At 60.4% G+C, this 24,093-nt stretch carries 23 protein-coding genes; 13 read left to right on the top strand and 10 right to left on the bottom strand.

Features of this window, described 5'->3' with window-relative positions:
- Position 1 precedes the first annotated feature (1 nt).
- Positions 2-1,321: a glutamine synthetase family protein gene (locus ACR0J5_RS07950; protein WP_480652091.1), complete on the bottom strand. Its 1,320-nt coding sequence runs from the start codon at positions 1,319-1,321 to the stop codon at positions 2-4.
- A 177-nt stretch (positions 1,322-1,498) separates the two neighbouring features.
- Here ACR0J5_RS07950 and dusA point away from each other — a divergent pair, with 177 nt between their 5' ends.
- The 4 genes from dusA to ACR0J5_RS07930 are packed head-to-tail and all read left to right on the top strand — an operon-like array spanning position 1,499 to position 4,917.
- The gene (dusA, locus tag ACR0J5_RS07945) at positions 1,499-2,524 is read left to right on the top strand and encodes a tRNA dihydrouridine(20/20a) synthase DusA (RefSeq protein ID WP_480652089.1); all 1,026 of its coding nucleotides are present in this window, start codon (positions 1,499-1,501) and stop codon (positions 2,522-2,524) included.
- A gap of 24 nt (positions 2,525-2,548) precedes the next feature.
- Complete coding sequence (locus ACR0J5_RS07940; RefSeq protein ID WP_480652087.1) at positions 2,549-3,373, top strand: sulfite exporter TauE/SafE family protein; 825 nt, start codon at positions 2,549-2,551, stop codon at positions 3,371-3,373.
- Positions 3,370-4,152 carry a hypothetical protein gene (locus tag ACR0J5_RS07935; protein WP_480652086.1) on the top strand — a complete coding sequence of 261 codons (783 nt, stop codon included), beginning with the start codon at positions 3,370-3,372 and terminating at the stop codon, positions 4,150-4,152. The genes ACR0J5_RS07940 and ACR0J5_RS07935 overlap by 4 nt, the downstream gene beginning before the upstream one ends.
- A gap of 36 nt (positions 4,153-4,188) precedes the next feature.
- Positions 4,189-4,917 carry a SpoIIAA family protein gene (locus ACR0J5_RS07930; RefSeq protein ID WP_480652084.1) on the top strand — a complete coding sequence of 243 codons (729 nt, stop codon included), beginning with the start codon at positions 4,189-4,191 and terminating at the stop codon, positions 4,915-4,917.
- Positions 4,918-5,161: 244 nt separating this feature from the next.
- On the opposite strand, the gene ACR0J5_RS07925 is transcribed toward ACR0J5_RS07930, so the two are convergent.
- The 3 genes from ACR0J5_RS07925 to ccmI are packed head-to-tail and all read right to left on the bottom strand — an operon-like array spanning position 5,162 to position 7,093.
- Positions 5,162-5,395 carry a DUF1289 domain-containing protein gene (locus tag ACR0J5_RS07925; RefSeq protein ID WP_480652082.1) on the bottom strand — a complete coding sequence of 78 codons (234 nt, stop codon included), beginning with the start codon at positions 5,393-5,395 and terminating at the stop codon, positions 5,162-5,164.
- 16 nt (positions 5,396-5,411) lie between these two features.
- Entirely contained in the window at positions 5,412-5,876 is a 465-nt protein-coding gene (ruvX, locus tag ACR0J5_RS07920; RefSeq protein ID WP_480652080.1) for a Holliday junction resolvase RuvX, read from the bottom strand.
- Positions 5,873-7,093 carry a c-type cytochrome biogenesis protein CcmI gene (gene ccmI, locus ACR0J5_RS07915; RefSeq protein WP_480652078.1) on the bottom strand — a complete coding sequence of 407 codons (1,221 nt, stop codon included), beginning with the start codon at positions 7,091-7,093 and terminating at the stop codon, positions 5,873-5,875. Before ccmI ends, ruvX begins: the two co-directional genes overlap by 4 nt.
- A gap of 195 nt (positions 7,094-7,288) precedes the next feature.
- Here ccmI and ACR0J5_RS07910 point away from each other — a divergent pair, with 195 nt between their 5' ends.
- Positions 7,289-8,533, top strand: a complete 1,245-nt coding sequence (locus tag ACR0J5_RS07910) for a sarcosine oxidase subunit beta family protein (protein ID WP_480652076.1) — start codon at positions 7,289-7,291, stop codon at positions 8,531-8,533.
- 2 nt (positions 8,534-8,535) lie between these two features.
- Here the strand turns inward: ACR0J5_RS07910 and ACR0J5_RS07905 are convergent, their stop codons facing one another.
- Positions 8,536-8,697 (bottom strand): hypothetical protein, encoded by a 162-nt coding sequence (locus tag ACR0J5_RS07905; protein ID WP_480652074.1) that lies wholly within the window; start codon positions 8,695-8,697, stop codon positions 8,536-8,538.
- 50 nt (positions 8,698-8,747) lie between these two features.
- On the opposite strand from ACR0J5_RS07905, the gene ACR0J5_RS07900 reads away from it, so the two are divergent.
- The 4 genes from ACR0J5_RS07900 to ACR0J5_RS07885 all read left to right on the top strand — a co-directional run bounded on the left by ACR0J5_RS07900 (position 8,748) and on the right by ACR0J5_RS07885 (position 13,337).
- Complete coding sequence (locus ACR0J5_RS07900) at positions 8,748-9,077, top strand: sarcosine oxidase subunit delta (protein ID WP_480652072.1); 330 nt, start codon at positions 8,748-8,750, stop codon at positions 9,075-9,077.
- 43 nt (positions 9,078-9,120) lie between these two features.
- A complete protein-coding gene (locus tag ACR0J5_RS07895) occupies positions 9,121-12,150 on the top strand; it encodes a sarcosine oxidase subunit alpha family protein (protein ID WP_480652070.1) in 3,030 nt (1,009 codons plus the stop codon).
- Positions 12,143-12,709 carry a sarcosine oxidase subunit gamma gene (locus ACR0J5_RS07890; protein ID WP_480652068.1) on the top strand — a complete coding sequence of 189 codons (567 nt, stop codon included), beginning with the start codon at positions 12,143-12,145 and terminating at the stop codon, positions 12,707-12,709. The genes ACR0J5_RS07895 and ACR0J5_RS07890 overlap by 8 nt, the downstream gene beginning before the upstream one ends.
- A gap of 202 nt (positions 12,710-12,911) precedes the next feature.
- Positions 12,912-13,337, top strand: a complete 426-nt coding sequence (locus tag ACR0J5_RS07885) for a hypothetical protein (protein WP_480652066.1) — start codon at positions 12,912-12,914, stop codon at positions 13,335-13,337.
- Positions 13,338-13,391: 54 nt separating this feature from the next.
- Here ACR0J5_RS07885 and ACR0J5_RS07880 read toward each other — a convergent pair whose 3' ends face one another.
- Positions 13,392-13,784, bottom strand: a complete 393-nt coding sequence (locus ACR0J5_RS07880; protein ID WP_480652064.1) for a hypothetical protein — start codon at positions 13,782-13,784, stop codon at positions 13,392-13,394.
- A gap of 100 nt (positions 13,785-13,884) precedes the next feature.
- On the bottom strand, positions 13,885-14,646 hold the full coding sequence (locus tag ACR0J5_RS07875; protein ID WP_480652062.1) for an FkbM family methyltransferase: 762 nt from the start codon (positions 14,644-14,646) through the stop codon (positions 13,885-13,887).
- A gap of 100 nt (positions 14,647-14,746) precedes the next feature.
- Between ACR0J5_RS07875 and ACR0J5_RS07870 the strand changes: the two genes are divergently transcribed.
- The gene (locus ACR0J5_RS07870) at positions 14,747-15,346 is read left to right on the top strand and encodes a superoxide dismutase (RefSeq protein WP_480652060.1); all 600 of its coding nucleotides are present in this window, start codon (positions 14,747-14,749) and stop codon (positions 15,344-15,346) included.
- Between the two features lie 282 nt (positions 15,347-15,628).
- Positions 15,629-16,078: a host attachment family protein gene (locus ACR0J5_RS07865; protein ID WP_480652058.1), complete on the top strand. Its 450-nt coding sequence runs from the start codon at positions 15,629-15,631 to the stop codon at positions 16,076-16,078.
- A 45-nt stretch (positions 16,079-16,123) separates the two neighbouring features.
- Here the strand turns inward: ACR0J5_RS07865 and ACR0J5_RS07860 are convergent, their stop codons facing one another.
- Positions 16,124-16,675 carry an LOG family protein gene (locus ACR0J5_RS07860; protein ID WP_480652056.1) on the bottom strand — a complete coding sequence of 184 codons (552 nt, stop codon included), beginning with the start codon at positions 16,673-16,675 and terminating at the stop codon, positions 16,124-16,126.
- A gap of 126 nt (positions 16,676-16,801) precedes the next feature.
- Between ACR0J5_RS07860 and ACR0J5_RS07855 the strand changes: the two genes are divergently transcribed.
- The gene (locus ACR0J5_RS07855; RefSeq protein ID WP_480652054.1) at positions 16,802-18,115 is read left to right on the top strand and encodes a LysM peptidoglycan-binding domain-containing protein; all 1,314 of its coding nucleotides are present in this window, start codon (positions 16,802-16,804) and stop codon (positions 18,113-18,115) included.
- 53 nt (positions 18,116-18,168) lie between these two features.
- Here ACR0J5_RS07855 and ACR0J5_RS07850 read toward each other — a convergent pair whose 3' ends face one another.
- Both ACR0J5_RS07850 and ACR0J5_RS07845 read right to left on the bottom strand, forming a co-directional pair.
- A complete protein-coding gene (locus tag ACR0J5_RS07850; protein WP_480652052.1) occupies positions 18,169-21,951 on the bottom strand; it encodes an efflux RND transporter permease subunit in 3,783 nt (1,260 codons plus the stop codon).
- Complete coding sequence (locus tag ACR0J5_RS07845; protein ID WP_480652050.1) at positions 21,948-23,180, bottom strand: efflux RND transporter periplasmic adaptor subunit; 1,233 nt, start codon at positions 23,178-23,180, stop codon at positions 21,948-21,950. Before ACR0J5_RS07845 ends, ACR0J5_RS07850 begins: the two co-directional genes overlap by 4 nt.
- 225 nt (positions 23,181-23,405) lie before the next feature.
- Here ACR0J5_RS07845 and ACR0J5_RS07840 point away from each other — a divergent pair, with 225 nt between their 5' ends.
- Positions 23,406-24,077, top strand: a complete 672-nt coding sequence (locus tag ACR0J5_RS07840) for a hypothetical protein (protein WP_480652048.1) — start codon at positions 23,406-23,408, stop codon at positions 24,075-24,077.
- Positions 24,078-24,093 lie beyond the last annotated feature (16 nt).

The raw sequence follows: 24,093 nt of genomic DNA, 5'->3' as shown, positions 1-24,093 counted from the left end.
GTCATACTGCTTCGAGATAGCTGAGCCAGTGCTCCTCGGGCGGGCGCTCGGCAAAGCGGCGGATTTCCTGTCGTTTGGTCATCGCGAAATAGCGGATCAGTTCAGCCGGAAAGATGCGCGCCACATGGGGATCGGTTTCAAACGCTGTGACAGCCGCGGCCCAGTCGCTGGCCAGCTGTGGCAGGCCGTCGATCTCATAGGCGTTGCCCTGGATTGGTCGCGGCGGCTCTTGCTGGTCGTCGATGCCGTTCAGCGCGGCCCCAAGAACGGCGGCAAGCATCAGATAGGGGGTGATGTCACCCCCAGCGACGCGATGCTCGATCCGCCGCGCAGCAGGGGCACCACCGGGGATGCGCAGGGCGGCGGTGCGGTTCTCATAGGCCCAACTTGCGCCCGTGGGCGCATGGGCGCCGGGTACGAGGCGGGTATATGAATTGCCATGGGGCGCAAAGATCAGGGTGCATCCCGGCATCGCCGCCAAACACCCGGCGATGGCGTGGCGCAGCAGGGCGGTGCCCTCGGGCCCGCCATTGTCGAACACGTTGCGCCCCTGATCATCGACCACCGAGAAATGCACATGCATCCCGTTGCCCGCATCATCGGCATAGGGTTTGGCCATGAACGTTGCGGTGAACCCGTGTTTGCGGGCAAGCCCACGCGTCAAGGTCTTGAAAAGCCACGTATCATCGGCACAGCGCATGGCGTCCTGATGGTTCAGGTTGATCTCGAATTGACCAATGCCGCTTTCGGAAATGGCGGTCTGGGCCGGGATGCCCATCGCGGCACAGCCATCGTAAAGGTCGGTGAAAAAGGCGTCGAAGGCGTCCATCTCGGCCATCGACAGCACCGCCTCATCCGCCAGCCTTCGTCCTGTCACCGGGTTGATCGGCGGCTGCGGTTGCGCGCCCGAGGCATCCAGCAGCGTGAACTCCAGCTCGGTCGCGGCGATGACGGACCAGCCGCGCTGGGCATAGCGGTCCAGCACGGCGGCAAGCGCGTGCCGGGGGTCGCCGGGAAAGGGCGTGCCCGCGTCATCCTGCAACCACATCGGCACCAGAGCCGTCTCACCGCCCAGCCAGGGCATCGGCACCGGCCCGCGATCGGTGGGGACTAACACGCCATCCGCATCGCCGCTTTCAAAGACCAGCGGGCTGCCGTCAATATCAGCCCCCCACAGGTCGACGTTCAGGGCGGAAAAGGGCATGCGCACCGCGCCTTTGTCCAGTTTGCCGGCATATGAGGGCGGCACGCGTTTGCCGCGCATTTGACCGTTCAGGTCACAGGCGGCAACGCGCAAACTGTGCAGGGCGCTCAGATCCATGAAAGTCTCCCTCTTCCAGATTGTCCGAGATGTAGTCGAGCCTGCGCGGTTTGTCACGAAATTTGATCAAATTATTGCGGCGGTTGTTGGGTCGGCAACCCATTGTGTATAGCGCTTGTCCCCCAAATGGTGTTACACGGCGGTTTCGGTCGAAACACGCAACGCGGAAACAAGCAGATGTCAGCGACAACGGATCAGAACACGCCAACCCGCGCCGATCTTTGGCGCGCGGCCCGCCTTTCTGTTGCGCCGATGATGGACTGGACAGATCGACACTGCCGGTATGTGCACCGGCTGCTCAGCCAGCAGACATTGCTTTACACCGAGATGGTGACCGCCCCCGCCCTCGTGCGCGGCGGGGCGATGCATCTGCTGGACTATAGCCCGCAGGAACACCCCATTGCCCTGCAACTTGGCGGATCGGACCCGGAGGAGCTGGCGCAGGCCGCGCGTTTTGGGAACGATGCGGGTTATGATGAGATCAACCTGAATTGTGGCTGCCCGTCGGACCGGGTGCAATCCGGCACGTTTGGGGCGGTGCTGATGAAAGACCCCGGCCGCGTGGCCGAATGCGTGGCCGCCATGCGCGGGGCGGTGGATGTTGAGGTCACTGTAAAGTGTCGTATCGGCGTCGACGATCAGAACCCTGAACAGGTCCTGCCCGCATTTCTTGAACACATCCGCGTGGCGGGGTGCAAGCGGGTGACGATCCACGCGCGCAAAGCATGGCTGCAAGGGCTCAGCCCCAAGGAGAACCGGGATATTCCGCCGCTCGATTATGATCTGGTGCACCAGATGAAGGCGGCGTTTCCTGACCTGCATATCTCAATCAATGGCGGCATCGCCTCGTTGACCGAGGCGCGCCAGCACCTTGAGGCCGGGTTGGATGGTGTGATGATCGGGCGTGCGGCCTATCACCAGCCAACAGATATTCTTGCCGAGGCCGATCCGGTGATCTTCGGAACAGGTCACGCGGCGGACCCGCATGAGGTTGTTCAAAATATGGTGCCCTATATCGAACGCCATCTTGCCAATGGCGGACGTTTGCACCAGATCACGCGCCATATGCTGGGCCTGTTCGCCGGACGCCCCGGCGCGCGGGCGTGGCGGCGGACATTGTCCGAGGGCGCGGTACACGATGGGGCAGGCCCCGAGGTGATGCTGAAAGCGCTGGATTGCGTAACGCCTCTGGCCGAGGTCTGAACGAATAGAGGGTGCGGGGGGAAGATGCCCGAGACGATGTTGCTGGTCCAGATGCTGGGCCTATTGCTGGTGATCGGCGCGCTGGCCGGGGTGCTGGCCGGATTGCTGGGCGTTGGGGGTGGCATCGTACTGGTGCCCGCCTTTTTCTATGCATTCCAGACGCTTGGGTATTGCGGGCCGCAATTGATGCAGCTGTGTCTGGCCACCTCATTGGCGACGATTATCGTCACTTCGATCCGGTCCGTTCTGGCGCATAACAAGAAAGGCGCGGTCGACTGGGATATCCTGCGCGGTTGGGGCCCGGGGATCGCCGTGGGGGCGATCATCGGCGTCATGGTGGCCTCTGCCCTGCGGACCGAGGCGTTGCAGGCATTGTTCGGCATTCTGGGCGTGGTCATTGGGGCCTATCTGGGGCTGGGCAAGTCGGAATGGCGTCTGGGTGATGCGATGCCCAAGGGCCTGAAACGCGCGGCGCTGTCCCCATCCGTAGGCTTTCTGTCCGTACTGATGGGGATCGGAGGCGGCAGTTTCGGCGTCCCCCTGATGAGCCTCTTCAACACACCGATTCATCGCGCCGTGGCCACGGCCGCCGGGTTTGGCGTGATCATCGCGGTGCCTTCGGTTCTGGGCTTTCTGTTTCTGGACATCGCGCCGGAACACCGCCCACCCCTGACCATCGGCGCGGTTAACCTCGTGGCCTTCGCGATTGTTGTGGCCATGACACTGATCACCGCCCCTTGGGGGGTGAAACTGGCCCATGCCATGGACCCCAAACCGCTCAAGCGGGTCTTTGCGGTGTTCCTGACGCTGGTGGCCCTGAACATGCTGCGAAAGGCGCTGGGGTTATGAACGATTTTCACGACAAGGGATGGATCAAGTTTCCCTTCGACCCGGTTCTGGCGGATTGGGTGCAGCACGCGCTGCCCTTGGCACGTGCCTCGGTCACGGACCCTGCACATGCGGATTGGATGGACTGTGACGGCACGTGGTTCATCGGCGTGGATGCGCTGGACAATGACCCTGTGGGGCGGGTGGGGCAATCCGGCGCTCTGTCCGGTGACGCCATGGCGTTCCTTACGGACCTTTACGGAGACTTGCCGTTGCACAAAGGGCAGGTCTCGGTCATCTATCCAGGCTATCCGAAGCCCCGGCGCGGTGAAAGCGAAAGCGCGGGGCGGTATCGGCTGAAACGCGACGCGGCCCATGTGGACGGGCTGCGCCCGATGGGTCCGGATCGGCGGCGGCGGGTGGATGAGCCTCATGCCTGGATTCTGGGCATCCCTCTGACCGAAGCCAACGCTGCGGCGGCGCCGATGGTCTTGTGGGAAGGCAGCCATAAAATCCTGCGCGCGGCTTTTGCCGATGCACTGGCAGGTCACCCTCGGGACAGCCTGCACGAGGTGGACATAACCGACATCTATCAGGCCGCCCGGCGCGAAGTGTTCGAAACCTGCCCCCGGATCGAACTGCCCGCCAAACCCGGCGAGGCTTATCTGCTGCATCGCCACTGTCTGCACGGCGTCGCGCCGTGGGGCGAGGGGGCACAGGCTGGGCCGGATGGTCGGATGATTGCCTATTTCCGCCCCGAATGCGCCGGCGGAGTAGCCGAATGGATCGAATCTGCCTAACCTCCTGTCCTTATTCAGGTTTGGAGGTTTGGTTCGATGATTACTGTTCACAGAAATTCTGATGGGGCGCTGCTAGAGGCTGAGCTTTCCGGCGAAGTCACCAATCGCGATTATACCGAGATTTTGGTCCCGGCGATTGAGGCCGCCCTGGCCGAGAATGACGCCATCCGCCTGCTGGTCGTGTTTCAGCCTGAGTTCAAGGGCTATGAAATGGGTGCGGCTTGGGCGGACACCAAGCTGGGCCTGAGCCATTGGCGTGGGTTCGACCGGATCGGGGTGGTTGCAGATCAGGGTTGGGTACGAACCAGTGTGCGACTGGCCTCGCCGATCTTGCCATGCCCGGTGCAGGTGTTCGACCTGTCCGATCTTGAAGCCGCACGCCGTTGGATGCGCGAATCTCTGGGTGCCATTCACGTGCTCGATCTGGGCGGACCCTGCGTGCAGATCAGCCTGCTGGGCAAGCTGGATCCCGAAGAATACACGCAGGCCGAAGAGGCGCTGGATCGGCTGTTAGAGGGAAAATCTGGATTCCGTCTGCTGGTTGACCTGCGCGAGTTCGACGGCTGGCAGGGGCTGACCGCCCTGGCGTCGCATTTCAATCTTGTGCGCAAACATGCCGGACTGTTGGACCGCGCCGCCATTGTCGGGGACAAAACATGGCAAAAGGTTGCGCAGAAAGCCGCTGGTCATATCCTGGCAACACGGACCGAGTTCTTTCCATCTGAGGAAATCGATGATGCCAAAAGCTGGCTTGCCGTTGGATAGGGGCATCTGATGTGAAGGGGTAAATCGGTTGACGTAGCGTTATCCGATTTGGGTGCCATCCGGTTATTGACTGACGGGTCAAATAAAATCAAACAGAGCACAGATCTTTCATTAACCACTGTGAAAGGTCGAACAGCCTGACGTGCGCCGCTGTGGGTCACCACTCACTCAGACCCAGTGCTCGAACTTAACCCCCCTCGAAGTTCATATCAGCCTGCAGCGGCGCCAAGTCAGGGAGCGGTTTTCAGGTGTTTTTCATCCGCGCAGCACGACCGCCGCGCCGTTTGGCCAGACGCGGTTTGCGCGCGGGCAGTTCGTCCATGACCTCGGCCCGTTCACTGCTGTCCATTTTGGACCAGCGCGCGATCTCATCGATGGTGCGATAGCAGCCGGTGCAGATCCGTTCGGTCGGATGCACGACGCAGATCTGGACGCACGGGCTTTCGACCTCGTTCCTTTTCCAAACCATGTTCGTCATTGACGGTCTCCGAGCGTTACAAAAAGCGCAGCCTGTCCAGCGCTCCTTGCAAGATATACCCGGCGGCGACGTGATCAATGACCTGTCCGCGACGTTTTCGTGTCGTATCCGCCTCAAGCAGTGCTTTTTCAGCTGCAACCGTGCTGAGGCGTTCATCCCAGAACCCGATGGAGACATCGGTCAAGCGCGACAGGTTGCGGGCAAAAGCCCGGGTCGACTGGCAACGGGGGCCTTCGGTTCCGTCCATGTTTTTCGGCAGGCCCAGAATGACGCCGCCAATTTCGCGATCTTTGATGATCTCAAGCAAACGCGCGGAATCGAGGGTGAACTTTTTTCGCCGTACCGTCTCCAGCGGGCTGGCCACGCCGCGCATCCGGTCAGACACTGCGACACCAATGGTCTTTTCGCCCAAGTCCAACCCCATCAGGGCGGTCATCGGTGATAATGCGCTGGCAAAATCCTGAAAGTCATCATGGATCATTGCGCGATCCCAGCCTGCAATGCAGCTGCGTCGATGATCTCCAGTGCTTCGGTATTGCCAGCAAAGACCTCCATGGCCTCGTTTCTTACATCAATGGCGCGCTGCCCTTCGCCCAGAACACCCAGCGCTGCGATCAGCCGGGCCCAATCTTCTGGCGGGCCACCTTCAGAGGCCAGCCGGTCAGACAACTGGTTGACCATGCCAACGATCATTTCTTGCCGTTCTTCCGGTGTCAAAGCTGCGGCAGCGTCCACATCATCCTGGCTGGGCCCTGCTGCGGGGGGGATGTCCGGGGCGTTGAAGACGCCGGCGCGAAAGGCCAGCTCGTCCAATTGCGCGCGAATTGCGTCACCCCATGGCGCTCCGGCTGGGGCGTTACGCACAGCATCCACCCAGATGCGATAGGCGATGTCAGGCCGCCCGATTTGAACCATCATCTGACCCAGGTAATACTGAGCCGGGCCATGGCGTGGGTCGCGCTGCAATGCCTGTCTGAGAGCCTCTTCCGCCTCGGGTGAGACATAACCACCTGCGGACAGGATCATCATTTCAGCCAGATGCGAATAGGCATCGGCGGGGGCCGCATCGCCGGACAGTTCGATCACCCGTTGCTGTGCCTTGTAGGCGGCTGGAAAATTGCCTGCGTTCGCCTCGTGCTGGGCCAGAAGAATCTGACCCTGCAGGTCATCGGGACGCCCGGAAACTGTTTCACGCAACTGTTTCAACAGATTGGCGTAGCTCTCTTCGATTTCAGGTTGCGGGGCAGGTTGCACAGCCGCCTCGGCCTCGGCCTGGCTGGGGCGTTCGGCCCGCAAGACTTCGGCCCGTTCCAGCCTCAGCTCCAGCGGTTGGTCCGAAAGTCCGGCCGCGCCCATACGGTGGTACATCGCCCCGGCGCCCCCGACCAGAAAACAGGCGACAACGGCAAACGTGGCAATGGTAACCCCGCGCGGTGGCCCGGATCGTTCAGATGCGGTCTGCAACTGGGCATCCGCCGCCAGAATGCGGCGCGAGATTTCCGTGCGCACCCGGTCGGCATCCGCTTCGCCGATCACACCCCGGGCGAGGTCGCGGTCCACACCGGCCAGCTGTTCGCGATACACGCGCAGATCATAGGCCGCTGCGGGCTCACCCGATTTGCGTCCGCGCAGCAGGGAAAGACCCAGAATAAGCGCTGTCAGCAGCGCGGCCAGGGTTGTCACGACCAGAAACGACATAGCTACTCCGATATGGCTGCCCTGATGTAGACCTCTGGACCGGCCGACAAAAGGGATAAATGGTCGCGCGGGGACGTCATGTCGCAAGAAACGAGCCGATGTCGCAATAGTTCGATATTGTGGCGTTGTCCGGCAGGGTTAAACTGCGTTCACACGGCATACCTGCGCCAATCACCGAACCGGATGGATTCGCCAATGAAACACTACTCAGCCTTTGCTGTGGCGCGCGAAGCGCTGCGCTACCACACCGGATGGGAACGCGCGTGGCGCTCTCCCGAGCCTAAAAAGAAATACGACGTCATCATTGTGGGCGCTGGCGGCCATGGTCTGGCCACGGCGTATTACCTTGGTAAGAACTACGGTATCCAGAATGTGGCCATCATCGAAAAGGGATGGCTGGGCGGTGGCAACACCGGTCGGAACACGACCATCATCCGGTCGAACTACCTGCAGGATCCGTCGGCGGCGATGTATGAGAAATCGCGCAGCCTGTATGAGGATCTGAGCCAGGATCTGAACTTTAACATCATGTTCAGCCCGCGCGGCGTTATGATGCTGGCCCAGACCCAACACGAAATTCGCGGCTATCAGCGCACCGCGCATGCCAACGCACTGCAAGGGGTCCAGACCGAGTGGATCGGGCCCGAACGTGTGAAAGAGCTGGTGCCGATTATCAATCTTGAGGGTCCGCGCTATCCGGTTCTGGGCGCGCTGTGGCAGGAACGCGGTGGCACCGCCCGCCATGACGCCGTGGCGTGGGGCTATGCGCGTGCGTGCTCGGCCATGGGCATGGACATCATCCAGCAATGCGAAGTGACGGGCGTTCGGTCCGACAATGGTCGTGTTGTCGGTGTCGACACCTCCAAGGGCGCGATTGATTGCGACAAGCTGGGCATCGTGGTTGCGGGGCACTCCGGTCAACTGGCCGAGATGGCAGGCTTCCGTCTGCCGTTGGAGGCGATCGCCCTGCAGGCGCTGGTCTCTGAGCCGATCAAACCCTGCATGGACGTGGTCGTGATGGCCAACACCGTTCACGGCTACATGTCGCAATCCGACAAGGGTGAGATGGTGATCGGCGGCGGCACCGACGGGTTCAACAACTTCACCCAGCGCGGCAGCTTCCACCATATCGAGGAAACCGTCCGCGCTCTGGTCGAGACCTTCCCGATGATCTCGCGCCTGAAGATGCTGCGCCAGTGGGGTGGCATCGTGGACATGACAGGCGACCGTTCACCCATCTTGTCGAAAACACCGTTGCAGGGCTGCTTTATCAATGGCGGCTGGGGCACCGGTGGCTTCAAGGCGATCCCGGGTTCGGGCTGGGGTATGGCGCAGTTGATGGCCACGGGCCATTCACCGCTGACCGAGGCCTTCTCGATGGATCGCTTCAAAGAGGGGCGCTTCATCGACGAAAGCGTTGCCGCCGGGGTGGCGCACTGATGTCAGTCGCCCCAATGTGCTCCATGAATGGTCTCGGAACTGTTCGGGCTGTCGGATTTTGGCTTGATGGCTTTCTTTTCCTCGGACCGGAAAATGAAAACCGCGACAAGTCCAAAAACGGCAAGCGTGCCTGCAACGGTCAGAGTAATGGTCAAAATATCCATACCCTCAAAGTGGGCGTGTGGTCGAAAGAATTCAAGCAAGGAGTAGCCACATGCTGATCCTGAATTGCCCCTATTGCGGCGTCGATGCCGAAGAAACTGAACTGGCCGCTGGCGGTGAGGCGCATCTGAAGCGTTTCGGCCCCGGCTCGTCGGATGATGAGTTCCACGACTATCTGTTCATGCGTGAAAACCCCAAGGGCGTTCACTTTGAACGCTGGCGCCATGCGAATGGCTGCGGCAAGTGGTTCCACGCCGCCCGCTGCACAAACACGCTGGAGGTGTTCGGCACCTACTCGGCACAAGTCTATGAACCGCCGCAAGAGATCAAGGACGCCATCACCGCCAAACGTCCTGGCTGGACCTGGAGAGAATACAAATGATCCGCCCAGCCACCCGTAATTCCGCCTGCGAAAGGTCAGCAACATGAGCACCCGTCTCGCAAACCAAGGCCGGCTGATCGACCGGTCGAAACAGGTCACATTCTCATTCAACGGCACCTCAATGCAGGGCTACGAGGGCGACACGCTTGCCTCGGCCCTGCTGGCCAACGATCAGATGATGGTGGGCCGGTCGTTCAAGTACCACCGCCCGCGCGGCATGGTCGCCAGCGGTGCCGAAGAACCCAACGCTCTGGTCGGTCTGGGTGAGGGCAACCGGTTCGAGCCGAACCAGCGCGCCACCACAACCGAGCTGTTCAACGGTCTGACATCTGTTTCGCAGAACCACTGGCCGAACCTCGAATTCGACATCGGGTCCATCAACACCCATTTGTCGCGGTTCCTGCCGGCTGGCTTCTATTACAAGATGTTCATCCATCCCAAGCCGTTTTGGAAACACGTTTACGAGCCGTTCATCCGCCAGTCCGCCGGTCTTGGCAAAGCGCCCGACAAGGACAACAGGGATGCGGACACGTATGAGCATTTCTATGCCTTTACCGATGTTCTGGTCATCGGTGGCGGGGTAGCGGGCCTGCAAGCGGCCAAAGTGGCGGCTGCGTCCGGCGCCAAGGTCATGCTGATCGAGCAGACCGCCCATTGGGGTGGCCGCGCTCCGGTGGATGGCGGGACCATCAATGATGAGCCTGTGGATAAGTTCGTGGACCAATTGGTGTCCGAACTGGAAGCCATGGACAATGTCACGATGCGCAATCGCTGCATGGGGGCTGGGGTCTATGACCACGGCTACGTGCTGGGGTATGAGCGTGTGACCGACCATAAACCGGGCACGCAAGGCCCGCGTCACCGTCTGTGGCGCATCCGCGCCAAGCAGGTCGTGACCGCCACGGGCGCCATCGAACGTCCGCTGTCTTTCGCCGGCAACGATGTACCGGGCGTGATGCTGGCCTCAGCTATGCGCGACTATGTCGTAAACTGGGGTGTGACCCCGGGCGAACGCGTTATTGTCGCCACCAACAACGACGATGCCTATCGTACAGCCATCATCCTGAAACAGGCCGGAGTCGACGTGCTGCGCATCGTCGATGCGCGCCCTGCAGCAGGGCTGTTGGCTGATGAAGCGCGCCAGCTGGGCATCCAGGTTGATCCGGGCAAAGCCATCGCCAAAGTCAAAGGCGGCAAACGGGTCAAGAAGGTTGCGCTGTGCAATCAGGAAGGCATCGGGGGCGCTCGCGAAGAAGTTGAGTGCGACGCGGTTGCGATGTCGGGCGGCTGGTCTCCGGTCGTGCATATGTGGTCGCATTGCGGTGGCAAGCTGATTTGGGACGAAACGCACGCGCATTTCCGCCCGGATCCCACGCGCCCACCGCTGGGCGCAAATGGCGAGGGCTTTGTGGTTGCCGCTGGTTCTGCAAACGGCCCACTGGCGTTGGGCGACGTTTTGACTGACGCACAGGCTGCAGGCGACGCGGCTGCCAAAGCAGCCGGTTTCAAGCCCAAGGCAGGCAAGGCCCCGTCAGGGGAAACGACCGCCGAGGCCCCGATGGCACCAGTCTGGCTGATGCCTTCGAATGCCGAAATCGGTCTGCGTATGAAATCCTGGCTGGATTTCCAGAACGACGTAAAGGTCTCTGACGTTCAGCTGGCTGCGCGCGAAGGTTATGAAAGCGTGGAGCATACCAAGCGCTACACCACGCTGGGCATGGCGACGGATCAAGGTAAACTAAGCAATATCAATGGTTTGGCAATCCTTGCTGATGCGCTGGACAAGGAAATCCCGAAGGTCGGTACCACGACCTTCCGTCCGCCCTACACGCCGATCTCGCTGGCGTCGATCGGCGGCGAGGCGCGCGGTGAAGTGTTCCAGCCCATCCGTCAGACTCCGATGCACAACTGGCACGACAAGAACGGTGCCGATTGGGAGCCCGTGGGCCATTGGCGCCGGACCTATGCCTATGTCCGTCCCGGTGAATCCGTGCATGACGCGGTAAACCGCGAGGTTAAGAACACCCGCGAAAACCTCGGCCTGCTGGATGCCTCGACACTGGGCAAACTGATCGTCAAAGGCCCGGATGCGGGCAAGTTCCTGGACATGCTGTACACCAACATGATGTCCACGCTGAAGGTCGGCAAATGCCGCTATGGCCTGATGTGCTCGGAAAATGGCTTTCTGATCGACGACGGCGTCGTCGCCCGGATCGACGAAGATACATGGCTGTGCCACACAACCACCGGCGGAGCCGAGCGCATCCATGGCCATATGGAAGAATGGCTGCAGACCGAGTGGTGGGACTGGAAAGTCTATGTTGCGAACGTCACCGAGCAATACGCTCAGGTCGCCGTGGTCGGCCCCAACGCCCGTAAGGTGTTGGAGAAGCTGAACGCGCAGGCGGGCGGCGGCATGGACCTGTCGAAAGAGGCGCTGCCCTTCATGGAATGGCGCGACGGCAAGATCGGCGCATTCGACGCGCGCGCCTACCGCATCTCGTTCTCGGGCGAGCTGTCCTATGAGATCGCGGTTCCCGCGTCTCAGGGTCAGGCCTTCTGGGACGCTCTGATCGACGCAGGGCAGGAGTTCGGCGTGATGCCTTACGGCACCGAATGTCTGCACATCCTGCGGGCCGAAAAGGGCTTTATCATGATCGGGGACGAGACCGACGGCACCGTGATCCCGCAGGATCTGGGGCTGCACTGGGCGCTGTCCAAGAAGAAAGAGGACTATCTGGGCAAACGCGCGCATTCGCGCAGCCATATGGCCGATCCGGACCGCTGGAAACTGGTCGGGCTTGAGACTGTGGATGGATCGGTTCTGCCGGACGGGGCTTACGCCGTGGGCGAGGGCGTCAACGCCAACGGTCAGCGCAACATGATCGGGCGTGTGACGTCGACCTATTACTCGGCCAATCTGGATCGCGGCATCGCCATGGGCCTGATCAAGCACGGCCCCGACCGGATGGGCGAGATTGTCGAGTTCCCGGGCACCGACGGCAAAACCTACAAAGCCAAGATCGTCGATCCGATCTTCTACGACAAGGACGGGGAGAAGCAGAATGTCTGAACCCATCAGCGCACTGAACCACGCCAGCTATGATGGCATTGCCAAGGTTGCGGAATGCGGCCTGCAGGGCATGATCACCCTGCGCGGCGATCTGTCGGACAAGGTGCTGGCCAAGGCCGTCAAGGACGCGACCGGGCAGGCTGTGCCCGGTCAGCGCGAGGCTTTGGTGAACGGCGACACCGGCGTGTGCTGGATGTCGACGGATGAGCTGCTGGTGCTGGTGCCCTATGCCGATGTCAACGCCAAGCTGGACGCCATGACCAACGCGCTGAGCGGCACGCATGCGTTGGCGGTGAACGTATCCGATGCCCGCGCCGTATTCAGCATCTCGGGCGCCAGTGCCCGTGAAGTGCTGGGCAAGGTGGCTCCGGTTGACCTGTCACCTGACGCATTCCAGCCCGGAAACTTCCGCCGCTCGCGTCTGGCGCAGGTGGCTGGCGCGTTCTGGATGGATGATGCTGAGACCATCCGCATCGTGTGCTTCCGTTCGGCTGCAGACTACGTGTTTAAACTGCTTAAGGTTGCGGCGCAGCCGGGCAGTGAGGTTGGGGTTTACTGACTTTCATAGTCAGCTTAATCTTATGAATGTGGCCGCTTTGTCTCAGACAGGCGGCCACTTTTTTTGGGGCATTGTGAGTTGTTTTGCAGGCACATAAGGATGATGGCACCACGGCGAATTCTCTTTAAGATTGTGTTTGATCTTAAAGGAAGATAGCGCCGCAAACATTAGTGTTATTGTTGAAGTTGAAGGCTGAATGAAGATGAAAAAAGCGTTAGCTGCCCTGCTGTTGACCTGCGTAGCAACCACCGCGAAAGCTGAGATTTTTACCTATGATTGCACGTTGCACCGCATGGAGCATGGATGGATTTCCGAGCGTGTGATCCTGAGTGTTGACCCGGAAAACAAACGCGCACGTGTCTACGATGGGTATATTCACAATCTTGAGGGCGCGCCGAAGGACGCCCGGTTCAAGATCACCCGCAAGGGCGATTACCGGGTGTCGTGGAAGATGAAAATTCCGGCTTCGAATGGTGGGCTTACATATGTCAGCTACACAGGCGATTTGAACCCGGAAAAACAGCGCCTAGATCTGACGGCGCGTTTCCCTCAGGAAAATGTGCTCAACCGGCCTACTGGCTATGGCGGTTGCTCTGTTCAAACCGGTGAATCGCTGTACGGTTCCTGAGGTTTCGAACTTGCGCCTGTCTGAGAAAAAGCCCCGGATGATCCGGGGCTTTGTTTATTGGGCAACCTGGCAGGTGCCCGTACCACTTGGTTTGTTCGCAAAGTTGCCGTGTACAAATGCCATGCGTACCGCAACTGTGCTTCGATTTGGATCCAGATTGGCCTGATAGCGGACACGGACGTCTCCACCGGCAAGCATCCTTTCGGTCCTGTTCCAGACGATTCTGTATCCTTTTGAACCGCGATTTTTGAATTTGGCGTCGGTCCAGTCCTGAAAGTTGCTGGCCGCCCGTGCGGACTGTTGCGCCGAGTCCACCTGGAACCCGTATTCGCTGGCGATCCAGCCATGCGCATCTTGCTTAGTCATCTTGCACGTGTAGGTCACGGTTTCTGCAAATGCGCCCGAACCCAAAACTGCTGCCAAGGCAGCAATACAAAAATACTTCATTTTAAACCTTTGTTTTCGGTCGTTCGGGGTGAGAATACCTAGCGTTTTTTGCGAAACGCAAGGTGCCTCGGCAAAGTTTAATGTTTCGCCCGCTCGTCCATCAGTTGTGCAACAATATCGTCTTGTACTGCGTCAGGGCCTGTGGTGTCAGCAAGTCTGCCACGGCAATCGTCTCAGCATTTTCCGTAGCGATTTCCGCGTAGAAGCCGAGCATCTCCAACAGGTCCTTCGTGCGCGCCAATCGTTCCCCATCCGGCAGAAGCGGAGCGTGCAGCGACAAAAACAGCGCGGGGCGGCGTTCCTTTAACCAAGGGATCAGCGTCGGCAGCACCGTATACTCCGCACCTTCGATATCCATCTTGACCAGCGATACGCCCGACAGGTCGTTTACGGCTGCGAACTGATCCCACGCGATGGTTAGCGCATCAGTGCCATGCGCGCCGTCATGCAGAAGGGAACTGGTGGAATCGCCGGGCTCACCCCGGACCGAGGCCATGCGGGCCACGCCGAACCGGTCCGACAACGCCACCCCAAAGGCCGAGACGTTGCGGACCTCGTTCAGGTCCAGGTTCCAGGCCAGATGGCGGAATGCGGTGGGGTCGGGCTCAAAGCACCAGACATGTCGGGCCCGGCGCGCGCCATACAGAACCGTGGGCCCAATCCAGGCCCCGATGTCCAGGTAATCGCTGTCAGATGTCAGGTATTTGTCCAGAATGGCGAATGTCTCAGGCTCCCATGCACCGGTCGAGGCTTTGCGCCAGAATTTGGAATGGTAGGGGTCAAGGCGAAACGGTTCACCGTTCAGGGCACCCGCATAGTATCCGCGGGCGCGGTAAAACATCTTGCGCGCCTGTGTCAGCATCGCCTGCCTCCGGGTTTTATGATCTCTGCCCTTGACCTGAGGCGGTTGCCAAAGCATTTAACCCTTGGGAACCGCAACTTATATTTAACAGGGGGCCGAGATGGCTTTTGAACTTCCTGATCTTCCTTATGCACATGACGCGCTGGCAGCCAAGGGCATGTCCGCGGAAACGCTGGAATATCACCACGACTTGCACCACAAGGCCTATGTCGACAACGGCAACAAGCTGATCGCGGGCACCGAGTGGGACGGCAAGTCGCTGGAAGAGATCATCGTGGGCACCTACGACGCAAATGCTGTCGCGCAGAACGGTATCTTCAACAACATCAGCCAGCTGTGGAACCACAACCAGTTCTGGGAAATGATGGGCCCCGGCGCAAATGCCATGCCCGGTGAGCTGGAAAAAGCTCTGGTTGAAAGCTTTGGCTCGGTTGACGAGTTCAAGTCGCAGTTTAGCGCCGCTGGTGCGGGTCAGTTCGGCTCGGGTTGGGCATGGCTGGTCAAGAACGCGGACGGCTCGCTAGCTGTCACCAAGACCGAAAACGGCGTGAACCCGCTGTGCTTTGGTCAGACCGCTCTGCTGGGCTGTGACGTGTGGGAGCATTCCTATTACATCGATTTCCGCAATAAGCGTCCCGCCTACCTGACCAACTTCCTGGACAATCTGGTCAACTGGGAAAACGTTGCTTCGCGCATGTAATTCCTGAACCTATCAGGGTTTTTTAGGGCCTGCTGGCGGCAACGCTGGCGGGCCCTTTTCTGTTTGCGCCGAGACCGGAGAAAACCCGCCTATTGCCGAAGTTTCAACCTGAGATGGGATTGTACCCGGCCCGGCAGTGCTTACCTTAGGTAGGGCGGAGGGAGAGAGCCGCCAATCAAAAGAATGCACTCAGGCAACGCGCCGGTTTGGTCCAGGCGCGTCACAGCACAGATGTGCCTGATGGAACAGGGATAGCCACAATAGTAACAACAGGAGAACATGATGGTCGCACTTGAACAGGGAACTTGGGTTGTCATTGCCGATGGCGAAAAGGCGCTGGTTGTCGAGAACATCACCGATGCAGAAGATCCAAACCTCGTGGTTGTTTCCGTGGAAGAGCACGACGCCCCGCTGCGTCCAACCGACAGGGCAGGGCGGCGCTTTGACGGCGGGCCAAGCCAGAAGTCAGCGGTGGAAGAACCGAACTGGAAGGCGCACGCGAAATCTCTGTTTGTGCAGGACGTTGCCAATCTATTGAACCGCAAGGGGCTGAAGGGGGCGTATAACCGTCTGGTGCTGGTCGCCAGCCCGCATGTTCTGGGCTTGCTTCGTCGCAGGCTGCACAGCGAAGTTCTGTCCAAGGTGGTGGCCGAGGTCGACAAGACCCTGACCAATCATCCGCTGAACAAGGTGGAATCCATGCTTAAGGCAAGGTTTGCGAAACCCGCTTAACCTGGCAGAACCATGGCGCGGGCGGCGCTTGCGGCCCGCAGCCTCTCAGGTCAGAAGACCCCGCAGCCGGGTCATCGCGCCCTTTGGGTTATCGACCCAGGTGACAAAGTCCCCCAGCGAGGCATCTGCAAAACCCTGATCAACCACCTGATCCAGCAGCGTTTTCAGTCCGTCCCAATAGCCGTTCACATTAATCACCAGGATCGGTTTGTCGTGCAGGCCCAGTTGTCGCCAGGTCAGCGCCTCGAACAGCTCATCCAGCGACCCCGGGCCGCCGGGCAGGACCACGACAGCATCCGCATTCATGATCATCACCTTTTTGCGTTCGTGCATGGTTTCGGTGATTACAAAATGGGTCAGGTCGGTCTTCCCAACCTCACGTTGCAGAAGGTGAACCGGTATCACACCAAACGTATCGCCACCGGCGGCTTGGGCGGCGCGGGCAACCTCGCCCATCAGGCCCACATCCCCTGCACCGTAGACCAGCCGCCAGCCTTCCTTCGCCAACAGCGTGCCAAAGGTGCGCGCGGCTTCGGGATATGCGGAATCGGCCCCATTTCGTGACCCGCAATACACACAAACGGATTTCTGAGACATTGTGATCGCGCTCCGGGGTTGTGCCTGAGGTTTTGACCCCTGATAGCGGGATTGATAGGTTGGCTCAACCGTCAGGCAGAATGTGTTTTAGCCAAAGCACTTGCGCTGTGAAGTGAAGGGGAAAAAATGGCCGAGTCGGGAAGTGGAAGGTCCGGAGGTGCGCTGTGGGGCGCAATTGCTGGTATCGTGGTCTTGGCCGTAGCGGGCGGGGTTTATCTGTTTGGCACCAACACAGAGGCACCGCAAACGACCGCCCCACAGGATGAAGTTGCTGATCAGGCCCCGCAGGAAAACACCGAGGACGTCACCGTTTCCGAAGACGCGGCCGAAACCCCGGATACCGCGTCAACGTCAGATACGGAAACTGCGGCAGCAGAACCCGAACCGCCCAAGGCGCCCGCGCTGGACCAGATTTTTGTCGAACCCGATGGCAATGCTGTCTTGTCCGGCTCGGCTGAGCCGGGATCGCAGGTTAATGTGCTGCTGGACGGCGAACCCGTACACCGTTTCACCGTAGATCCCAGCGGCAAATTTGCTGAATTCATCTCAATCCCATTTGCCAATGCCGCGCGGGGGCTGACGCTCGAGACACATGGCGAAGATCCAGTGCGCTCGGACGATTATGTGATCGCGGCTCTGCCAGAGCCTGAACCCGAGGTCGAGCCGACCCCCCCGATCGAAACGGCGGAGGCACAGCCCGAGCCCGCTCAGGATACCCCGGTTGAGGCCGAGGAGGGCGCGCCGCAGGACGAAACTGCTGAGGCTGCGGCTGAAGAGGCTCAGGCCCCTTCGACCGGCGCCGAAGAAACCCCGGCACCAGATGTGGTAGCGTCGGCTGAGCCTGAGGCTGCGCAAGAAGAAGAGAGCGCAAGCACAGGCCAGAACGTGGCGGTCCTGCGCTCGGGTGAGGATGGGGTTGAGCTGGTTCAGGCCCCGACGGCGCAGCCGCAAGACCCCGAAGAGGTCGCGCTGGATACAATTGGCTATTCCGACACGGGCGATGTTGAGCTGACGGGCCGTGTGCCGGGCGGGTCCGTTGTTCGCCTGTATCTGGACAATAAGCTGGTGGCCGACCTGACCCCGGCTGAGGACGGCAAATGGCGGGGCGAATTGGATGGGGTTGATCCCGGTGTCTATACCCTGCGTGTGGACGAGGTCGGCGTGGATGGCACGGTGGTCAGCCGCCTTGAAACACCGTTCAAACGCGAGCCGGTTGAGGTTCTGCGCGCCGCCGAAGCCCCCGCTGAAACCGATCAGGTCAGCGATGCGCCGCCGCCGATCCGGTCCGTGACCGTGCAAGAGGGCGATACATTATGGGCGATCTCGCGCGACCGTTTTGGTGATGGCGTTTTGTATGTGCGTCTCTTTGAGGCCAACCGGGACGCGATCCGCGATCCCGATCTGATCTATCCCGGTCAGGTTTTCACGATCCCCGAGTAAGATCACGGTTCGGGCGGGTAAGAAAAAAGGCGGGCCAATCAGCCCGCCTTGTTTTATTCGGCCGCTTTCAGAGGAGAGGAGGGCGGACGCCCCGGTTCAGATTGCGCGCTAGACGAGAAGGCGTCGTCGGTCCAGAGAACCTCGTTGGCTTGTACCTGGCGCGCAGCTTTGCCGATGGCCATGTCCTGCGCGATCTGGCTGGACCGGCCCGAAGTCACGCTGGCCAACAGTCTTCCCAGCCAGATGATGTAGGTCGATAGCCAGACCCGCAGTGCCAGGAACGAAGGCGTTACGATCAGCGTCAGGATCGTCGCAACCCCCAGGCCAAAAACCACCGCCGTGGCCAGCTGTTTCCACCACAGCGCTGTCGGGCTGTTGATCGAATAACCGCCATTGATGAAGTCCAGCGACAGGCCGAACATCATTGGCGCCAGACCGGCCATCGTGGTCAGCGTGGTCAGCAGAACTGGGCGAATACGCGCCTCGGCCGTGCGGATAATCGCCTCGATCCGGGGCATATAGCGGCTGTATTCCTGATAGGTGTCGATCAGAACGATATTGTTGTTAACCACGATCCCCGCCAGCGCCACGATACCCGTGCCTGTCATGATGATCGAAAAGGGCTGGCCCATGATGATCATCCCGATCAGAACGCCGGTCGTCGACAGCACCACCGCCAGCAGAACCAGCACCGAGTTATAGAGCGAGTTGAACTGTGCCAGCAGGATCACGAACATCAGACCCAGGGCCCCCATGAACGCGCTGACCAGGAAGGCGCCAGATTCCTCCTGATCTTCCTGATCTCCGGTCCATTCCCAGCTGATCGCGTTCGAGAAAGGATCAGTGTTCAACCACTCGGTCAGAACAGCGATACGCTCATTCGCGTTGATCAACGCAAAACGCGCATCCCCATCGTCAATCGATGTGCGCAGATCGTCCAGCGATGGCGCGCCGGTCAATTGGAACAGCTCATAGTCGGTTCCGTCGGGCCCCGTGATCACTGCGCCCCTTGGCGTTGCGTCTTCTTCCAGCGTGCGGACAATGGCCAGACGCTGTTCTGTGCCGTCAGGGCCATCGACCACCACCTTTGACAGGCCCGGTTCAACATCGGCCTTGATGTCGTAATAGCGCTGCTGGTCGACCCGGTCGATCTCGGCCAGTTTGGCCACCGGCTGGCGGGTGACAAAATTCGACAGGGGCACCAGCCCGTCCGGTGTCCGCACCTTGAGCGAATCGAGGGTCGACAGCACGCGGTCTTCCTCGGGCAGGCGCACGCGGATTTCGACCTCTTCATCGGTGGTGTCGGGGCGCATCTCACCCAGCAGGATACCGCGCGTGACCAGCTGCACCATCGCGCCAACCGTTGCCACATCGGCCCCGAACCGCCCCGCCTTGGCGACATCCACGTCAATCTGCCAGTCGATGCCGGGCAGGGGCATCGTGTCTTCGATCTTGATCAGGCCCGGAGTTTCTTCAAACGCCGCACGTGCGGATTCGGCGGCGGCGGTCAATTCCTCCCACCCGTCGCCTTTGACGCGCAGATGTACAGGCTTGGCTGATGCCGGGCCCTGTTCCAGCGCGCGAATTTCGACCACAAATCCCGGCAGTTGGGCCAGCTCTGCGCTGAGCTGTTCCAGAACGTAATCACCATCATATTCCGGGTCGATGATCTGACGTTCGAACAACCCGAAAAAGGCGGGTTCCGACAGATTCGGGCGGTCTTCCCAAGGGGTGATTTCAAACTGAATGCGGCCTACGGTGTCTGACGGCGAACCTGCCCCGCCATCATTCTGATCCAGCCCGCCTTCACCGGCGAAAGCAAATACGTTCGTGACAGCCGGGTGGGCGCCGATCACTGCCTCGGCCGAGCGGACCATCGCGTCCTTTTCGGTCAGCGACAGGTTCCCTCGGGCGCGGACAAAGGCAGTGGCCTGTTCCGGTTCGGTTTCGACGAAGAATTCGACGCCCCGGTTGTTGTCGCCGTAATAGGACATGACTTGCATGACGCAGAAACCGACGACCACCAAAGAGACGATTGGCATAACCGGATTGCCGACCAGGAACTTGATCAGATAGCCAAACCAAGTGTGTTCGCGGGCCGAATGAACGCGCTCTTCGCGGTGGCGTTCGATCTTGGCCGCGCTCAGTGTGACCGAACCGGCAAAGCCACCGAGCACGAACAGCAGCGCGCCAAAGATCACCCCACCCGAGCCGCCTTGCGGCAGCAGGTAGTCGGAGTTCAGCATCTGCATTGCGCCAAGGAAGATCATGTAAAGCGATGGCGGCACCAGCGCCGCGCGCACCCACCACGGGGTCAGGCTGCGCAGCCAGGTGGATGTGCGATCAAAGCTGCGGCTCAGTCGACCCGACACGCCGCCCACAACGGGCAGATAGATCAGGGCAACGATCAGCGAGGAAGACAGAACAAAGATCAGCGTAATCGGCAGCATCTTCATGAATTCACCGGGAACGCCCGGCCAGAACAGCATGGGCAGGAAGGCACACAGCGTCGTCGCAGTGGACGATACGATGGGCCAGAACATCCGCTGCGCTGCCTCGACATAGGCGTGCATGGGGCCGATGCCTTCTTTGATGCGTTTGTCGGCATATTCAACCACCACGATGGCGCCATCGACCAGCATTCCAACGGCCAGGATCAGGCCGAACATCACCATGTTCGAAATGGTCACACCCATGACCGCCAGAAACGCAAAGCTGAGAAGGAAAGAGGTCGGGATGGCAAAACCTACCAGCAAGGCCGCGCGCGTTCCCAATGAGGCCAGAACAACGATCATCACCAGTGCGATGGCGGTCAGGACTGAGCCTTCAAGCTGTCGCACCATTGAGGCGACGATGCGGCTTTGATCGTTCGACGTGCCGACATCCACCGCCGCGCGCAGCTCGGCCGGCCATTTTTCCTGTGCGGTGGCAATGGTCTCTTTCACCTGTGCGACGGTGTCGATCAGGTTAAAGCCCTTGCGCTTGACCACCTGCAGGGCAACGGTGGCCTGATTGTCGAACCGCGCCGTGCCTTCGCGGTCTTCGAACGTATAGTTGATCTGCGCCAGCTCACCCATGGTGACCACCCGGTCGCCATTGACCTTGACGGGCAGGCTATAGACGTCCTCGGCGGTTTTGAAAGACGAGGGGATCTTGACCGAGAAAGTGCCCTGCGCCGTATCAACCTCACCCGCTGCGATCAGCTGGTTGTTGTTTTGCACCACGCTGATCAGCTCATCCGCCGACACGTTGTAGGCCTCCAGCCGCAGCGGGTCGATGATCACCTCAAGCAGCTCGTCGCGATTGCCTGCGATACCGGCTTCAAGCACCGAATCCAGGGCCTCAAGGTCGTCCTGCAAGTCTTTGGCAAGCCGCGCCATTGTGCGTTCTGGTACCGCGCCTGTCAGGTTAACGATGACAATCGGAAACTCTGACAGATTCACTTCGTTGAGCGAATATTGCTCGGCCCCGTCGGGGAAGTCCGCCTGCGCGCTGTTCATGGCATCCCGCACGTCGGCGGTGATGGCGGTCTTGTCCCAGCCGAAATCGAATTCGAGCAGAATTCCGGCATAGCCTTCGGCCGCGGTGGCCACCATCTCTTTCAGGCCATCCAGATCAGCCAGCTCGGTTTCCATCGGCTTGATCAACAGGTTCTCGGAATCTTCTGCCGAGATGCCGGGGAACTGGACTGACACGAACAGGACCGGAACCTCGATATCCGGTTCACCTTCTTTCGGAAGGCCCACATAGGCAAACCCGCCAACCGTCAGCGAGATTGCAATGAAAGCCAGAACCATTCGGGCCCGTGTGGCGGCCCATGCAACCAATCCTGTCATTGTGCAGCTTCCCGATAGGTGGGTCGGACGGTCACGCCCTGCATGACAAATTCCTGTCCGACGACGATGACATTCACGGTTTCCGGCAACCCATCGATCCAGACACCTTCGGCGGTGTCGCGCAATAGGCGCACGGGCATGAAGTTCACGATGTTTCCGTCTCCGACCGTGCGCACGCCTACTTGGCCCTGGTTGTTCAGGGTCAGCGCAGACTGGGGCAACAGATGCGCCTTGGCCCCTGCCGCCGAGATACGGATATCTGCGGTCTGCCCGTCGCGGATAGAGAGGTCGGAGTTCGGAACAGTGATCTCAACCTCGAAGGTGCGGGTCGTTTCATCTGCCGACCGGCTGAGGAAGGTGACGCGCCCGCCGACCTCAAGCCCAGTGACCAGTCGGGCCGACGCCTCGGAACCGACGATGATCTTGTTCACATCGGTTTCGGGCACAAAACCCACCAGCTTGATCGGGTCCAGCTGAATGACCGTGGCACACAGCGAACCCGGCTGCATCAGACTGCCCAGTTCTGCGGTGTCACTTTCCAGCAGCCCGGTGAACGGGGCCTCGATGGTTTGACGCCCGACCTCGCGCTCGGCGGCGTGGACCTCGGCTTTCGCGGCTTCGATACCCGCGCGCGTGGCCTCCAGCCCCGCCTCGGCGGTTTTCACACCGGCTTCGGCCGAACGCATAGCTGCCTCGCTGGAAATCCGGCGGGTCTCTGACCCAAAGCCCGTTTCAGACAGCCGCTGCGCCGCGGTCAGGTTGATTTCGGCCTCAGCCACAAGCGCATGTGCCTCGTCAAGGCGGGCTTCAGCTTCGGGGATGCGGCTTTCGGCTTCCAACTGGGCTGCCTTGGCTTCGGCCAGGCTGGCAGGGCGGGTGCCGGGGTCAAGTTCGCACAGCAAGTCGCCGGGTTCGACAAAAGTCCCCTTGCGCTTGGGTTCAGAGATCACGGTCGACGTAGTTTCGGCCAGAACCTCGACCTGACGGTTGGCTTTGGTTTGCCCGCGCAGCAGCACCGCGCTGTCAATTTCACGCGCGACCGAGCGCAGCGCCACGACCCCGATACCGGTCTGATCCTCGGGCGAGTCGGCTGCGGCCTCGGCGGTTGACGTCGCGTCTGCCTCGGTATCTCCGCGTCCGGCAAAGGCGAACAGCGCGTCGCGCTCAAACACCAGCAAGAACAACGCTGCAATCACAAGCAGTGCATTCACGAGTGAAATCAATCGCATACAGGGTGTCTCCCAGAGTTTTTTGCCGATTTCTTAAGGGCGTATATGCCAGAAAGTGGGGCCAGACTTATATCATTTCTACACTAAACTGGATAGTTCGGATCACTTTTTTGCGCAAGATACGTCAGCTGCTTTGAAAATGTGCAAATTCCGGCCCTTGGCTTGGCAAAGGCGGCGGGGTATGACATTGCGCCATACGAACACGTCAAACCCCGGGGAGCAGGGATGAGCGACACCGACAGTTTTATTGAAGAGGTGACCGAAGAGGTCCGCCGCGATCGCCTTTTCCTGCTGCTGCGCCGCTGGGGTTGGGTTGGTGTTCTGGCCGTGGTCCTGATCGTCGGTGGTGCCGCGTTCAATGAGATTCGCAAGGCCCGCACGACCGGGCAGGCGCAGGCGCTGGGGGATGACATCCTGACCGCGCTGGCGCAGAACGACTCGGGTCAACGGGCGTCCAGCCTGGCCAGCATTGAAACTGTCTCGCCGGGCGGGGATGCGGTTGTGAACATGCTGCTCTCGTCCTCGCAGATTGAGGCGGGGTCGCGGGATGAGGCTGTGAACAGTCTGAACGCAATCGCCGTTCAGGGTGACCTGCCCGAGATTTACCGCGCCATCGCGGCCTTCAAAGCGCTGCTGCTGCAAAGCGACACACTGCCAGCCGCAGATCGGCGCGTGCAGTTTGAGGCGCTGGCGGCACCGGGTGCCCCCTTGCGTCTGCTGGCCGAAGAACAACTGGCCCTGATCGATGTGTCCGAGGGCAATGTCGATGCGGCCATTGAACGGCTGCAAGCCATGCGTCAGGATGCCGAGATCGGTGTCGACCAACAGCAGCGCGCGGCGCAACTGATTATCGCCCTTGGCGGCGAACCGGAACCGTTGGTGGCCCAGCAGGGCTGATCCACGGCAGAAAAAT

The organism is Ruegeria sp. BE1, assembly GCF_056538885.1.
The sequence above is the reverse complement of the archived record's forward strand: the minus strand, read 5'-3'. Positions and strand labels throughout refer to the sequence as shown.

What these genes read in the sequence shown, in the direction of transcription:
- ccmI (WP_480652078.1), bottom strand. Translation starts at nt 7,093, where the DNA reads ATGTCGTTTCTGGTCGTGACAACCCTGGCCGCGCTGCTGACAGCGCTT.
- ACR0J5_RS07855 (WP_480652054.1), top strand. Translation starts at nt 16,802, where the DNA reads ATGGCCGAGTCGGGAAGTGGAAGGTCCGGAGGTGCGCTGTGGGGCGCA.
- ACR0J5_RS07850 (WP_480652052.1), bottom strand. Translation starts at nt 21,951, where the DNA reads ATGACAGGATTGGTTGCATGGGCCGCCACACGGGCCCGAATGGTTCTG.
- ACR0J5_RS07840 (WP_480652048.1), top strand. Translation starts at nt 23,406, where the DNA reads ATGAGCGACACCGACAGTTTTATTGAAGAGGTGACCGAAGAGGTCCGC.
- ACR0J5_RS07845 (WP_480652050.1), bottom strand. Translation starts at nt 23,180, where the DNA reads ATGCGATTGATTTCACTCGTGAATGCACTGCTTGTGATTGCAGCGTTG.
- ruvX (WP_480652080.1), bottom strand. Translation starts at nt 5,876, where the DNA reads ATGATCCATGATGACTTTCAGGATTTTGCCAGCGCATTATCACCGATG.
- ACR0J5_RS07875 (WP_480652062.1), bottom strand. Translation starts at nt 14,646, where the DNA reads ATGCTGACACAGGCGCGCAAGATGTTTTACCGCGCCCGCGGATACTAT.
- ACR0J5_RS07860 (WP_480652056.1), bottom strand. Translation starts at nt 16,675, where the DNA reads ATGTCTCAGAAATCCGTTTGTGTGTATTGCGGGTCACGAAATGGGGCC.
- ACR0J5_RS07910 (WP_480652076.1), top strand. Translation starts at nt 7,289, where the DNA reads ATGAAACACTACTCAGCCTTTGCTGTGGCGCGCGAAGCGCTGCGCTAC.
- ACR0J5_RS07950 (WP_480652091.1), bottom strand. Translation starts at nt 1,321, where the DNA reads ATGGATCTGAGCGCCCTGCACAGTTTGCGCGTTGCCGCCTGTGACCTG.
- ACR0J5_RS07930 (WP_480652084.1), top strand. Translation starts at nt 4,189, where the DNA reads ATGATTACTGTTCACAGAAATTCTGATGGGGCGCTGCTAGAGGCTGAG.
- ACR0J5_RS07870 (WP_480652060.1), top strand. Translation starts at nt 14,747, where the DNA reads ATGGCTTTTGAACTTCCTGATCTTCCTTATGCACATGACGCGCTGGCA.
- ACR0J5_RS07905 (WP_480652074.1), bottom strand. Translation starts at nt 8,697, where the DNA reads ATGGATATTTTGACCATTACTCTGACCGTTGCAGGCACGCTTGCCGTT.
- ACR0J5_RS07940 (WP_480652087.1), top strand. Translation starts at nt 2,549, where the DNA reads ATGCCCGAGACGATGTTGCTGGTCCAGATGCTGGGCCTATTGCTGGTG.
- dusA (WP_480652089.1), top strand. Translation starts at nt 1,499, where the DNA reads ATGTCAGCGACAACGGATCAGAACACGCCAACCCGCGCCGATCTTTGG.
- ACR0J5_RS07900 (WP_480652072.1), top strand. Translation starts at nt 8,748, where the DNA reads ATGCTGATCCTGAATTGCCCCTATTGCGGCGTCGATGCCGAAGAAACT.
- ACR0J5_RS07935 (WP_480652086.1), top strand. Translation starts at nt 3,370, where the DNA reads ATGAACGATTTTCACGACAAGGGATGGATCAAGTTTCCCTTCGACCCG.
- ACR0J5_RS07880 (WP_480652064.1), bottom strand. Translation starts at nt 13,784, where the DNA reads ATGAAGTATTTTTGTATTGCTGCCTTGGCAGCAGTTTTGGGTTCGGGC.
- ACR0J5_RS07865 (WP_480652058.1), top strand. Translation starts at nt 15,629, where the DNA reads ATGGTCGCACTTGAACAGGGAACTTGGGTTGTCATTGCCGATGGCGAA.
- ACR0J5_RS07895 (WP_480652070.1), top strand. Translation starts at nt 9,121, where the DNA reads ATGAGCACCCGTCTCGCAAACCAAGGCCGGCTGATCGACCGGTCGAAA.
- ACR0J5_RS07925 (WP_480652082.1), bottom strand. Translation starts at nt 5,395, where the DNA reads ATGACGAACATGGTTTGGAAAAGGAACGAGGTCGAAAGCCCGTGCGTC.
- ACR0J5_RS07890 (WP_480652068.1), top strand. Translation starts at nt 12,143, where the DNA reads ATGTCTGAACCCATCAGCGCACTGAACCACGCCAGCTATGATGGCATT.
- ACR0J5_RS07885 (WP_480652066.1), top strand. Translation starts at nt 12,912, where the DNA reads ATGAAAAAAGCGTTAGCTGCCCTGCTGTTGACCTGCGTAGCAACCACC.